Annotated in this window: 12 protein-coding genes; 6 read left to right on the top strand and 6 right to left on the bottom strand. The window is 48.8% G+C overall.

What is annotated here, in order from left to right:
* Positions 1-110: 110 nt before the first annotated feature.
* Entirely contained in the window at positions 111-1,028 is a 918-nt protein-coding gene (locus tag BLP64_RS04800) for a LysR family transcriptional regulator (RefSeq protein ID WP_092592307.1), read from the bottom strand.
* A gap of 112 nt (positions 1,029-1,140) precedes the next feature.
* Between BLP64_RS04800 and BLP64_RS04795 the strand changes: the two genes are divergently transcribed.
* Positions 1,141-1,965: a DODA-type extradiol aromatic ring-opening family dioxygenase gene (locus tag BLP64_RS04795; protein ID WP_324615338.1), complete on the top strand. Its 825-nt coding sequence runs from the start codon at positions 1,141-1,143 to the stop codon at positions 1,963-1,965.
* A 56-nt stretch (positions 1,966-2,021) separates the two neighbouring features.
* Positions 2,022-2,972, top strand: a complete 951-nt coding sequence (locus BLP64_RS04790) for an aldo/keto reductase (RefSeq protein ID WP_233340108.1) — start codon at positions 2,022-2,024, stop codon at positions 2,970-2,972.
* Between the two features lie 88 nt (positions 2,973-3,060).
* Here the strand turns inward: BLP64_RS04790 and mnmE are convergent, their stop codons facing one another.
* Genes mnmE through rpmH form a run of 5 tightly spaced genes read right to left on the bottom strand, consistent with a single transcriptional unit; the run spans position 3,061 to position 6,861 of the window.
* Entirely contained in the window at positions 3,061-4,434 is a 1,374-nt protein-coding gene (mnmE, locus tag BLP64_RS04785) for a tRNA uridine-5-carboxymethylaminomethyl(34) synthesis GTPase MnmE (RefSeq protein ID WP_092592301.1), read from the bottom strand.
* Between the two features lie 6 nt (positions 4,435-4,440).
* Positions 4,441-6,108, bottom strand: coding sequence for a membrane protein insertase YidC (gene yidC, locus BLP64_RS04780; protein WP_092592299.1), 1,668 nt, complete (start codon positions 6,106-6,108; stop codon positions 4,441-4,443).
* Positions 6,105-6,395 carry a membrane protein insertion efficiency factor YidD gene (gene yidD / locus BLP64_RS04775; protein WP_092592297.1) on the bottom strand — a complete coding sequence of 97 codons (291 nt, stop codon included), beginning with the start codon at positions 6,393-6,395 and terminating at the stop codon, positions 6,105-6,107. The genes yidC and yidD overlap by 4 nt, the downstream gene beginning before the upstream one ends.
* Positions 6,332-6,724 carry a ribonuclease P protein component gene (rnpA, locus tag BLP64_RS04770; RefSeq protein WP_092592295.1) on the bottom strand — a complete coding sequence of 131 codons (393 nt, stop codon included), beginning with the start codon at positions 6,722-6,724 and terminating at the stop codon, positions 6,332-6,334. Before rnpA ends, yidD begins: the two co-directional genes overlap by 64 nt.
* A 2-nt stretch (positions 6,725-6,726) precedes the next feature.
* Positions 6,727-6,861, bottom strand: coding sequence for a 50S ribosomal protein L34 (gene rpmH / locus BLP64_RS04765; RefSeq protein WP_092592293.1), 135 nt, complete (start codon positions 6,859-6,861; stop codon positions 6,727-6,729).
* A 289-nt stretch (positions 6,862-7,150) separates the two neighbouring features.
* Here rpmH and dnaA point away from each other — a divergent pair, with 289 nt between their 5' ends.
* Genes dnaA through gyrB form a run of 4 tightly spaced genes read left to right on the top strand, consistent with a single transcriptional unit; the run spans position 7,151 to position 13,240 of the window.
* Entirely contained in the window at positions 7,151-8,554 is a 1,404-nt protein-coding gene (gene dnaA / locus BLP64_RS04760) for a chromosomal replication initiator protein DnaA (protein ID WP_233340107.1), read from the top strand.
* A 50-nt stretch (positions 8,555-8,604) separates the two neighbouring features.
* Entirely contained in the window at positions 8,605-9,705 is a 1,101-nt protein-coding gene (dnaN, locus tag BLP64_RS04755; protein ID WP_092592289.1) for a DNA polymerase III subunit beta, read from the top strand.
* Between the two features lie 20 nt (positions 9,706-9,725).
* Positions 9,726-10,808 carry a DNA replication/repair protein RecF gene (recF, locus tag BLP64_RS04750; protein ID WP_092592287.1) on the top strand — a complete coding sequence of 361 codons (1,083 nt, stop codon included), beginning with the start codon at positions 9,726-9,728 and terminating at the stop codon, positions 10,806-10,808.
* Between the two features lie 11 nt (positions 10,809-10,819).
* A complete protein-coding gene (gyrB, locus tag BLP64_RS04745; protein ID WP_092592285.1) occupies positions 10,820-13,240 on the top strand; it encodes a DNA topoisomerase (ATP-hydrolyzing) subunit B in 2,421 nt (806 codons plus the stop codon).
* Positions 13,241-13,271 lie beyond the last annotated feature (31 nt).

Below are 13,271 nucleotides of genomic sequence, written 5' to 3'. Positions count from 1 at the left end.
TTGAAAAACGTTAGAGGTTAAATGAATCATTGTTACTAAAGAGCGTGTGCTATTCCTTATGCGAGACAATACGAATTTTAAATAGGCGCGCAGTCTACCATAAACGGCGGTTATTTAGAAATTTGACACTTTTGAGTGCCTTCAAGCACTTCCACCAAGTAATCAATCATGACACGTACCTTTAGCGGCAAGCGGCGGTCGGGGGCGAAGAGCACATGCAATCCGCCCAAGTCTTGCGAGGGGTGATCCAAGGTGAATGCCACCAAGGCCCCGCTGGCGAGCGCATCGGCGACGATAAAGTTGGGCTGATAGATAATGCCTTGCCCTTGAATGGCAGCAGCCAGCAATGCATCCCCATTATTGGCACTCAGGTTTCCGCTCACCGGAACCTGAATTTCCCCATGCGTACCAAACGCCCAAAAACCACTCCGTTGTGACGCGGATAGGTTATAACTTAAGCAGTTATGGTTGGAAAGATCCGTGACCCGTTGTGGGGTGCCATGTTTCTTCAGGTAGTCGGGAGAAGCGCACAGGTGCATGGGACAATTGCCAAGGCGACGAGCCCTGAGGTCACTGTCAGCAAGGTGGCCGATGCGCACAATTAAATCCCAGTTTTCGGTTAGTAAATCTTGCTGGGTGTCGCTCAAGCCAAGTTCCACTTCAACCAGCGGGTAGCGACGAGTGAACTCGGGAATCAGTGGGGCAATGAATCGAGTACCAAAGGATAACGGTGCATTCACCCGTAATTGTCCAATGGCCTGATTGCGATGGGCCGATACTTCGGCCTCCGCTTCGTCGATATCCCGAACAATGCGCTGACAGGCGGCCAAGTAATCACGGCCCACATCGGTGAGAATCAGCTGGCGTGTGGTGCGATTCATGAGTTTTGCACCCAGCCGTGTTTCCAGCGCGGTCAAATGCTTGGACGCCATTGCTGGCGATATATTCAATGCTCGACCCGCTGCTGACAAACTGCCTTTGGCGGCGGCTTGAATAAATACTTGCATACTGGTGTAGCGATCGAGCATGTCATTTCCTACTATGAGTTAAAGCTGCTTATCATTTTGGCCTATTATCATTCCATGAGTGTGAATATACCCTATTGGCCATGTTCCGTGAAGCACTGACTTTTGGAGAAGAATGATGTCGATACAATCAAGCGAAGTTATCAGACAGCCCGTATTTTTTATCCCACATGGGGCAGGTCCGTGTTTTTTTATGGATTGGAACCCTGCCGATACTTGGCATGGTATGGCTGAATTCCTACAAGGAATCGCCAGCCGTTTACCGGCCAAGCCCAAGGCGATTTTAATGGTTTCTGCACACTGGCGTACCTCACAATTTAGTGTCACCAGTGGTCGTGAGCCGACACTGATTTACGATTATTTTGGTTTCCCTGAGCATACTTACGCACTGACCTATCCAGCGCCAGGCTCGCCAGAACTGGCGAAACGAGTCATGAATTTAGTGAATGGCATTGACCAGCCTGTGACTCAAAACCCGACGCGGGGCTTCGATCACGGCATGTTTATTCCGCTTAAATTGATGTTCCCAGCGGCAGATATTCCAGTGGTGCAACTATCATTGCGGCAAGATCTCGACCCGCGCGCTCACTTGCAAGTAGGGCAGGCATTGGCTGCCTTGCGCGATGAAGGTGTCTTGATTGTCGGCAGTGGCATGAGTTTTCACAACATGCGTGGTTATGGGGATAAACGGTTTACACCACGTTCAGAAGCCTTTGATGAGTGGCTCACCGCCGCAGTTGAAGGCAGCCCTGAACAACGTTATCAGCAGCTAAAAGAATGGCACCAAGCACCCCACGCATTCGATTGTCACCCGTTGGGGCACGAAGAGCATTTGCTTCCCTTGATGGTGGTAGCTGGCGCTGCAGGAAATGACGCTGGGCAGAAAGTCTATTCTGAGCGGGTTCTGGAAACTCAATTATCCGCATTTCAATTTGGCTAAGCGGGTGGCATGCTAAATAGTATTAGTTAATGACGGACAAACGATAACAGGACAAGATGATGAAGTTTGAGAAAAGGCCGGTCGGGCGTTCCGGATTAGAAATCGCGCCCTTAGTATTTGGCGGCAACGTATTTGGTTGGACCGCGGATGACCAGAATTCATTTAAGTTGCTCGATCGTTTTGTCGAGCAAGGGTTCAACACCATTGATACCGCCGATGTTTATTCCGCGTGGGCACCAGGCTTGGAAGGCGGTGAATCAGAAGCCGTGATTGGCCGCTGGTTGAAGCAGCGCGGCCGCCGTGACGATGTGGTGTTAATGAGTAAAGTCGGCATGCTAGAGCGCCGCAAAGGGCTCTCCGCCGCCAATATTGAGGCCGCCATTGACGACACCTTATCGCGCATGGGCACCGATTATCTGGACGTGTACTTTGCTCACATTGATGATCAAGAAGTGCCGCTGGAAGAAACCTTGGCCGCCTTTGACCGCCTGATTCAAGCGGGCAAGGTGCGTGCGATTGGGGCATCAAACTATAGCGCAGAACGGTTAGCGCAAGCGTTGGCTATTTCTCAGGAGCAGGGGCTTGCTCGTTATGAGCTGATGCAGCCACTCTATAACTTATACGACCGTGCTGATTTTGAATCCACGCAGGCGCCACTTGCCAAGGAGCACGAGTTGGGTGTGGTGAGTTACTTTTCGCTGGCCAGTGGATTTTTGACCGGCAAATACCGTCAACTGTCCGATCTGGAAGGGAAATCACGCGGTGACTTCGTGAAAGGCTACTTTAATGAGCGCGGATTACGCGTCTTGGATGCGCTTATGTCGGTGGCGGAAGAATTATCCGCAAAACCCGCACAAGTGGCCCTCGCTTGGCTGCTGCACCAGCCGCAGTTAACGGCACCCATTGTTAGTGCAACGTCCCTAGCGCAGCTGGATGAAATCTTGGGCTCCGTCGAGCTCACATTACCGCAAGAGCTGCTCACAAAACTCGACACCGCCAGCCGTTAATTGTTCAAACAACCCCTGGTTCATTGCAGTGGGTGAACCGGGGGTTTACAAAAACTCAGTTGGTGGACTATCCAAAACTACTTTTTCGTTACTTCCCGATACAGAAGCTGCTGAAAATTTTGGTTAGCAAGTCGTCTGAGGTGAATTCCCCAGTGATTTCATTGAGGTGTTGTTGGGTGAGGCGGAGCTCTTCGGCGAGTAGTTCGCCGGCCAGGCTGTGCTCGAGGTGTTCTTGGCCAATCAGCAGGTGCTCACGCGCGCGCTCTAGGGCGTCCAGGTGGCGGCGGCGGGCCATAAAGCTGCCTTCGTTGGTGGAGGTGTAGCCAACGCAATGTTTGAGGTGCTCACGCAGTAATTCGACGCCATGGCCGGTTTTAGCGCTGAGGTGAAGCACGGGAATACCGCTGATATCTTCAATGGTTACGGGCTCGTCGTTTAAATCCACTTTGTTACGAATCACGGTGTAGGGCAAATCGTCGGGTAACTGGGCGAAAAACTCCGGCCAGATATCTTCTGGGTGCACCGCTTGGGTTTCAGTGGCATCGACCATGAATAACACGCGATCGGCATTGCGAATCTCTTCCCACGCACGTTCAATTCCAATTCGTTCCACTTCATCAGGGCTTTCTCGCAAGCCGGCGGTATCGATAATGTGGAGCGGCATGCCGTCAATTTGAATATGTTCACGCAACACGTCGCGAGTGGTGCCCGCAATGGCAGTCACAATCGCTGATTCGCGGCCAGCGAGGGCGTTTAATAAGGATGATTTGCCAGCATTCGGGCGGCCCGCGATCACCACTTTCATGCCTTCACGAAGCAGGGCGCCTTGTTTGGCTTGCACCATCACTTGGTGTAAGCGGTCAATAATGGCTTCTAAATCACCAGCAACTTTCCCGTCACTGAGAAAGTCGATTTCTTCATCAGGGAAGTCGATGGCGGCTTCCACATACATCCGTAAATGAATCACTTCATCAACCAGTTGGTCAATGGCGTGAGAAAAGCCCCCTTGCAAGCTTTGTAAGGCTGCTTTAGCGGCTTGTTCAGAGGTGGTTTCAATGAGGTCAGCAATGGCTTCGGCTTGGGTGAGGTCTAATTTGTCATTCAAGAAAGCTCGCTCACTGAATTCGCCAGGCCGAGCAGGGCGCACGTCTGGGAAGTCTAAAACCGCTTTGATGATCATGTCGATAATGACAGGTCCACCATGGCCTTGTAACTCCAGGACGTCTTCGCCGGTAAAGGAATTGGGGCCTTCAAAGAAGAGGGCAATGCCTTCATCTAGTACGGTGCCCTGTAAATCTTTAAATGGTAAGAATTCGGCGTAGCGTGGGCGCGGGCAATGCCCGAGCATGCCTTCAGCAACGTTTCGCGCTGCCGGCCCACTCACACGAACAATACCGACACCACCACGCCCGGGAGGCGTGGCTTGTGCAACAATGGTGTCAGTGTTGAATTCGATTTTCATGGCCGATTACTTTTTGCTGCGGTCCATCAAGCCTTGCTTTTCAAGGCCGCGATAAATCCACTGCATTTGACCAATGGTAATGAGGTTGCTGCTGAGCCAGTACAGAACCAGACCGGCAGGGAACCACAGGAAGAAAATGGTGAACACGACCGGCATGTATTGCAGCAGTTTTTGTTGCATCGGATCCGTCGCAGGGGTCGGTTGCAACTTCTGCATGATGAACATTGAAGCGCCCATCAAAATTGGCAATACGAAGTAGGGGTCACGTGCCGATAGGTCATTGATCCACAGGAAGAGTGGAGCGTGACGCAATTCGACGCTTTCGAGCAGAACCCAATATAACGCTAAGAAAATTGGCAGTTGTAGCAACATTGGCAAACAACCACCCAGTGGATTCACTTTTTCATCTTTATACATTTTCATCATGGCTTGCGACAGTTTCTGACGGTCGTCACCATAACGCTCACGCAAGGCCTGCATTTTGGGCTGAATCATGCGCATTTTCGCCATTGAAACATATTGTTTCTTGGTTAGCGGGTACAGCAATAGCTTGATGATAATAGTGATGGCGATGATTGAGAGACCCCAGTTCACCAGCAAGCCCTGTACAAATTGCAGGAGTTTGAAAATCGGTTGGGCTAGCCACCACAAGAAGCCGTAATCGACGGTTAAATCGAGGTACTTGGCAACTTTTGCCATGGCGTCTTGGTCTTTCGGTCCCATAAATAAGGTGGCACGGATTTCCGCGGTGGCACCTGGAGCAACCATTGCGGTTGGGTACAATAAGCCAAGAATGGCCTGATCACCGCTCACAACGCGTGAAAATAATTGCTTGGTTCCTTCGGTGCGCGGCACCCATGCTGACACGAAGTAGTGTTCAAGCATTGCCACCCAGCCTTCATCGGTGGTGTGGTTAAGGCGTTGATCACGCATGTCGTCAAAGGAGTACTTTTCGTAACGGTCGTTATCCCACGAGTAAGCACCCCCTTTGTAGGTTGGCATCATCATGTTGCCAGAGCTTTCAGTCATCACTTGCTTTAATTGAGCGTAAAACTGCATTTGTTTATGTTCGTTGGTATGGTTATTGATGGTGTAAACCACATCAACTGCGTATGAACCTGCAGTGAAGATAAAGGTCTTGGTGTACTCGATGCCATTGGCAGAGTAATGGAGCGGTACTTCAAGCGTATCCCCAGTCATTTGGTAGCTTGATTGTTCTACGTGGAACACTGGGCGCCCTTCGGCTGAATCTGTGCCGTGTGTACCCACTAAACCCGATTGTGCGATATACAGTTGGTTCGGGTCGGAATGCAATAATTCGAATCGCTCCGCTGAATTGTGGGTACGTGCGAAATGAAGGAGTTGTGCGTTAATCACATCACCGCCGTGGGTGTCGATGACTATATCAAGCACATCGGTGGTGACACGAACAGTTTGGCTGCGGGTTGCGCTTGGTGTTGCTGGTGCATGGCTGCTGGTTGCTTCAGGTACGAAACTCGCGCCCGCATCAATACTACTGCCTTGCGCTACGGGAACACCAGATTCCATTGCCGGCGGCTGGGTAGGCGTTACTTGCTGCGTGCCTGGAGGCGCAGTATCGATAAGCCAGTTTTGATAGAGGAAAAAGCTCACTACCAAGAATGCGATAAACAAGATAGAACGTGGCGAATTCATAAGTCCTTCGTCTCTGTTTTACTTTGATTCGTTGTATCCGTTTCACAAGAAGGATGACTTGGAACCGGGTCGAAGCCACCGGGATGTCCCGGGTGACATTTTAGAATACGCTTGCTGGCAAGCCAGAAGCCTCGAATGATACCATGAATTTGGATTGCTTCGATGGCGTATTGTGAGCAGGTTGGTGAAAATCGACAGCGCGGCCCTATGAGCGGACTAATGATCAGCTGGTAGAGTCGGATGAGGCCGATTGGTATTGCGCGCAACGCTTGCTTAATGTTCGCCATAAATAATCCAAACGTTGCTGCAATTCTTCCTGAGAAAGATTCACAACGCCGTTTTTCCCAATTACGATAATATCGAATGCCGGTATTTTATGCTGTTTCAGCCGAAAACTCTCGCGAATCTTTCGTTTAATACGATTTCGATCAACAGCTCGTTTCGCCCGTTTTTTAGATAGGGTAATTCCCAACCGAGGGTTAGCGAGATTATTTGGGGTGGCAAGCATGGTGAGTTCAGCTGTTACAGCTTTCACCGGAGGGTTATCGAAGACGGTCTGGAAGTGCGCGGGAGTTAACAGTCTTAACTCCCGCCCGTAAGCGTAGTTCTGCTTCAATATTATGCAGAAAGAACTTTACGGCCTTTGGCGCGACGGCGTGCCAAAATTTGACGACCGTTTTTAGTTGCCATACGAGCACGGAAACCGTGATTGCGCTTACGCTTTAATACGCTTGGTTGAAATGTTCTTTTCATGACGTTAATTCCGTATTCGGGTTACCTATAAATTTAGAGCGCGAATTCTAACGATTAAAAGGATCAAAGTCAACGTAAAAAGCTATCCACAATTAATATATGATAAGGTTTTTGTTTGTGGATAAACTCCGGTTAGGAAGGGGCGCTTTTCGCCGCAAACGCTAGCGATCACGCAGGGGTTTTAGTACAATCATTCTGTTATATTTGAGACGCTGTTGCATGGATCGAGAGGGATCAACAGCGACTCATCAAAGCTGATAATTATAAAAGACAACAACGGGAGACGGGTGTGAATAAATCGCTTTGGCAATTATGTGCTGACAGGCTGCAAAGCGAACTAAGTGCGCAAAACTTCAATACCTGGATCCGTCCGTTGCAATCCGAGTTCGACGGTAATGTGCTCGTGTTGTACGCACCAAACTCATACGTCGTGGATTGGGTGAAAGACAAGTACTTGAATCAAATCAACGAGTACTTGACGGCATTTGCCACCGCGCGCAACGAGGAGTCGCCTCGCGTTGCATTTCGCGTTGGGGGAATTGAACCCATCGAAAGGGCAGCACCCGTGCAGGACGGTTCGACAGTCGCGAAAGGCGAAGCACCGACCATTGCGCGGCGACAGCCACAACGTATTACCCCTCGCGGGCAAAATTCTGCACCTACGCAGGTGTTGGAAAGCAACATTGATGAAGAATATACCTTTGACAACTTTGTTGAGGGTAAGTCAAACCAGTTAGCGCTTGCTGCTGCTCAACAAGTGGCAGAAAACCCAGGTGGTGTGTATAACCCACTATTTGTCTATGGCGGCACGGGCTTGGGTAAAACCCACCTACTGCACGCTGTGGGCAATGCCATTATGGCACATAAGAAAGATGCCAAAGTTTTCTACATGCGCGCAGAACGCTTCGTTCAAGATATGGTGAATGCACTCAAGAATGGCGAGCTCGATGAACTAAAACGATATTATCGTTCGGTGGACGCCTTGTTGATTGACGACATTCACTTCTTTTCCAACAAAAAAGGCACACAAGAAGAATTCTTCCACACATTCAATGCCTTATTGGAAGGGAACCAACAAATTATTCTCACGAGTGATCTGTACCCGAAAGAAATTGAAGGGCTAGAAGATCGGCTTCGATCTCGTTTTGGTTGGGGATTAACCATTGCTATTGAGCCCCCTGAACTCGAAACGCGAGTCGCGATTTTAATTCGAAAGGCGCAAGAGCGTGGCATTCAGTTACCCCACGAGGTGGCATTCTTTATTGCCAAACGTTTGCGTTCCAACGTACGAGAACTTGAAGGGGCACTGAACCGTTTAGTCGCCAACGTGAATCTAACAGGGCGACAAATTACGATTGATTTTGTGCGTGAAGCATTGCGGGATTTAATTGCCGCGCAGGAAAAGCTTGTCACCATTGAAAACATTCAGAAAACGGTGGCAGAGTATTACAACATCAAGATGTCGGATATGCTGTCAAAGCGTCGGACGCGATCCATTGCACGCCCGCGCCAAATGGCAATGGCATTAGCGAAAGAGTTAACCAACCATAGCTTGCCCGAAATTGGGGATGCGTTTGGGGGGCGTGATCATACAACCGTGTTGCATGCGTGCCGTGTGATTGCTCAGTTAAAAGACTCACAAAACGATTTAAAAGAAGATTACCGTAACTTAATACGTACGCTTTCAGCGTAAGCTTAATGCGCCTATAAGCGGCCAGGGACAAACAACAGGGGAAAGTGGGTATGAATTTTTCCATCAGTCGTGATGCTTTTTTAAAGCCACTTCAAGTTGTCAGTGGGGCAGTTGAACGACGGCATACCATTCCGATTTTATCGAATGTGTTAATTCAAGTCGCACCTAATGAGGTGCGTATGACCGGAACTGACTTGGAAGTTGAGTTGGTTTCATCGTGTGTTGTTGACGATGGGGTGGAAGGCGCTGTTACCGTCCCGGCCAAAAAGCTGGTCGATATCATTCGGAGTTTGCCGGATGGCGCTAAGGTTCAATTCAGTGCCGAAGGTGAGAAAGCCATTATTCGTTCAGGGCGTACTAAATTTACCCTGGCCACCTTGCCAGCCAGCGACTTCCCGAATATTGAAGATTGGGACAGTGATATTCAGCTGGTGACCACTCAAGCGGTATTAAAAGGCTTGATGGAGCGCACACACTTTTCAATGGCGAACCAAGATGTTCGTTATTACTTGAACGGTATGTTGTTTGAAACTGACGTGAATTTGATTCGCACGGTAGCAACCGATGGTCACCGTCTTGCATTAAGCAGTTGGGAAATTGGGCAGCCAAATTTGGGCGCCCGACAAGTCATCGTTCCGCGGAAAGGGGTGATGGAGTTGTTGCGATTGCTGGATGATAACGATAGCGAAGTCAAAGTTCTCGTTGGCCACAATCACATTCGCATTGAAACGAACGGCATTGGTTTCACGAGTAAGCTGGTAGACGGTCGTTTCCCAGATTATCGTCGGGTGTTGCCGACTGCAGGTGACAAAACAGTGATTGCCGATCGCGAGCTATTAAAGCAAGCTTGCAGCCGTGCAGCCATTCTTTCCAATGAAAAATTCCGTGGGGTTCGGATTAATCTGAACACCAATGAGATGTGCTTAACGGCTAATAACCCAGAGCAGGAAACGGCCGAAGAGGTTATTGAAGTCGATTATCAAGGCGCGCCGTTAGAGATTGGTTTCAACGTGAGCTACTTGATTGATGTGCTCAATACCATTCAAGGCGACCAGGTGAAGATCAGCTTGTCAGGTCCAGATACGAGTGGACTGATTGAGGATAGTCAGGATGATTCGTCACTTTATGTCGTGATGCCAATGCGCCTGTAAAAAGGCGCATGTGAGTCAATATGTATTTAGAGTCTTTGACGATTACGAATTTTAGAAATTTTTCGACAGCAAGCATAACTCCAAGTCAGACTTTGAATATTATTTCGGGCGCAAATGGCAGTGGGAAAACTAGCCTGATCGAAGCCATTTATTGTTTAGGCTTCGGTCGTTCGTTTCGGTCAGGAACCTATCGCCAATTAATACGGCATGATGAATCGAGCTTTATTGTATTTGCCCGGGTGTTTGATCAAGAAGGGCAGCGCCATCAAGTTGGGTACCAGCGCGATACCACCGGCGATGTGCAATTGCGCATCAATCAAGCCAAAGAGAAACGATTTTCGGCTTTGGCGCGGATGGTACCGATTCAATTGATGACCCCAGAAAGTATTGAATTGATTCTTGGGGGGCCGAAAGTTCGGCGTCAATACGTCGATTGGGGAGTGTTCCACGTGGAACATTCCTTTTATAACGACTGGGTAAGCTTTTCAAAATTGCTGAAGCAGCGAAATAGTTTACTGAAGTCTAAGCGCTTTGCGGTTGAACACCCATACTGGGATCAGCAGTTTGCTGAGTATGGGGAACGAATTCATCAGCATCGACAGCACTATGTGGATGGATTTGTTTCTGTAGTGAAGGAACGCTTGAAAGCGTTTCTCCCAAATTATGAATTTGAGTTTCAGCTGCGGTCAGGGTGGGACAAAGAACTCTCGTTAATCGATGCGCTCGCAAAACATCGTGAGCAAGATATTCGATACGGGCATTCCACCGTCGGCCCACATAAGGCGGAGCTACGAATTTTAGCCAATGGGGAAGAGGTACGGAACTTACTTTCTCGGGGGCAACTGAAGTTGTTAGTCGCTGCACTTAAATTAGTGCAAGGTGAATACCTTCAGCATAAAACTGGCGTACAATGTATCTATCTCGTGGATGACATCACCGCTGAGCTAGATTCAGAAAGTCAGATGAAGTTTTGTGATGCACTGGTTGCGTCCAAGTCACAGGTTTTTGTATCGGCAATTGAAGGAGAGAGTGTGTTGTCTCTTCTGAATAGTCAGGATACTAAAATGTTCCACGTGGAACATGGAACCGTCAAGGAAAAATAGAGAAGCTTATTATGGCAGAGAATAATTACGATTCGTCCAGTATTAAGGTCTTAAAAGGGCTTGATGCAGTTCGTAAACGTCCGGGTATGTACATTGGGGATACTGATGACGGCACGGGCTTACACCACATGGTTTTCGAGGTTGTCGATAACTCCATTGACGAAGCTCTTGCTGGGCACTGCAAGGATATTCTGGTAACGATTCATTCTGACGGCTCAGTATCAGTTCGTGATGATGGGCGGGGAATTCCAGTTGATATTCACCCCGAAGAGGGCGTATCAGCAGCTCAGGTTATCATGACCGTGCTTCACGCTGGTGGTAAGTTCGATGACAACTCTTATAAAGTTTCGGGTGGTCTTCACGGTGTGGGTGTGTCGGTTGTGAACGCGCTTTCCGATAAGTTATTGTTGACCATCAAGCGCCAAGGCCATGTGCATCAGCAAACTTATCGTATGGGAGAGCCTGAGTCACCAATGGCGGTGATCGGCGATACCGATAAAACCGGTACTGAAATTCGTTTCTGGCCAAGCTCTAACATCTTCAGTGACACTGAATTTCATTATGAGATTTTAGCGAAGCGCCTACGCGAGCTATCATTTTTGAACTCGGGCGTTTCTATTATTCTGATTGATGAACGCAATGAACGCCAAGACCACTTCAAATATGAAGGTGGTATTTCTGCCTTTGTTGAATACTTAAATAAATCTAAAACTCCGATTCATCCCCATGCGTTCCACTTTACGCAAGAGCGTGAGGATGGCATTACGGTGGAAGTCGCCATGCAATGGAATGACTCGTTCCAAGAAGGCGTTTACTGCTACACCAACAACATTCCACAACGTGATGGTGGAACTCACTTGGTCGGTTTCCGGACCGCGTTAACACGAACGTTGAACACTTATATGGAAAAAGAAGGGTTCAATAAAAAGTTTAAGACCAACGCGACCGGGGATGATGCGCGAGAAGGGCTGGTTGCGGTGGTATCCGTGAAGGTTCCAGATCCGAAGTTCTCTTCACAAACTAAAGAAAAGCTGGTGTCATCAGAAGTGAAAACTGCTGTTGAGCAGTCGATGAACGAGAAGCTTGCTGAATACCTGTTAGAGAACCCGAATGATGCGAAAATCATCGTTGGGAAAATTATCGATGCCGCACGAGCACGTGAAGCTGCACGTAAAGCACGTGAAATGACACGACGCAAAGGCGCACTCGACTTAGCCGGCTTGCCAGGAAAGCTTGCAGACTGCCAAGAAAAAGACCCAGCTTTATCTGAACTCTACATAGTGGAAGGGGACTCAGCGGGCGGCTCTGCGAAGCAGGGACGTAACCGCAAGTTCCAAGCGATTCTGCCGTTGAAAGGTAAGATTCTGAACGTCGAAAAAGCACGTTTCGATAAGATGCTTTCTTCACAAGAAGTCGCAACGCTGATTACAGCCTTAGGTTGTGGCATTGGTCGGGATGAATATGATCCGGATAAAACACGGTATCACCGCATTATCATCATGACGGACGCCGACGTTGACGGCTCTCACATTCGTACCTTGTTGCTAACTTTCTTCTATCGCCAAATGCCTGAAATTATCGAGCGCGGCTATGTGTATATTGCACAGCCTCCACTTTATAAGGTGAAGAAAGGGAAGCAGGAAACCTACATCAAAGATGACCCAGGCTTGATCGAGTACCTTACCAGTTTAGCCCTTGAAGGCGCATCGCTGTATGTGAACAGTGACGCACCGGGTATTTCTGGGTCAGCATTAGAGACCTTGGTGAATGACTTCCAGTTGGCACAAAACCTAATTGTGAACCGTTTATCGCGTCGTATGCCGGAAGAGTTTTTACAACGGTTGCTGTACGCACCGCGTTTAACAGAAGAGTTGTTGCAAAATGAAGCAGCAATGGCTGATTGGGCGAAACAGCTCGAAGAGGACTTAATGAGAACGGACGTCACCTCGGCGACTTATGAAGTGTCCATCGAGCATGATGAAGAGCGTGGATTGTATCAACCGGTGGTCAGTGTTCGTCGTCACGGCATTGTGACGCCTTACACCTTAACCTATGAATTCATCGTTTCGCGTGATTATGAGCAGCTCATTTCAATTGGCGAACGTATCAACGGATTGCTTGAATCAACCGCATTTGTTCGTCGTGGTGATAAAGATAAGCCTGTTGAGGACTTTGCTCAAGCCGTGGAATGGTTGCTGAACGAATCTAAACGAGGCATCTACATTCAACGATACAAAGGTCTTGGTGAAATGAACCCAGAGCAACTTTGGGAAACCACCATGAACCCAGAAACCCGTCGGATGTTACGTGTGACTATTGAAGATGCAATCGCAGCGGATCAATTGTTCACAACCCTGATGGGGGACGACGTTGAGCCACGGCGTGCGTTTATTGAAACCAACGCATTGCAAGTTGCGAACTTGGATATCTAGTGATAATTCAAGGCTGAGACAAAAAGAAAAG

This window comes from Pseudidiomarina indica (assembly GCF_900104245.1).
GTDB lineage: Bacteria > Pseudomonadota > Gammaproteobacteria > Enterobacterales > Alteromonadaceae > Pseudidiomarina > Pseudidiomarina indica.
This window is presented reverse-complemented; position numbering and strand designations above follow the sequence as displayed.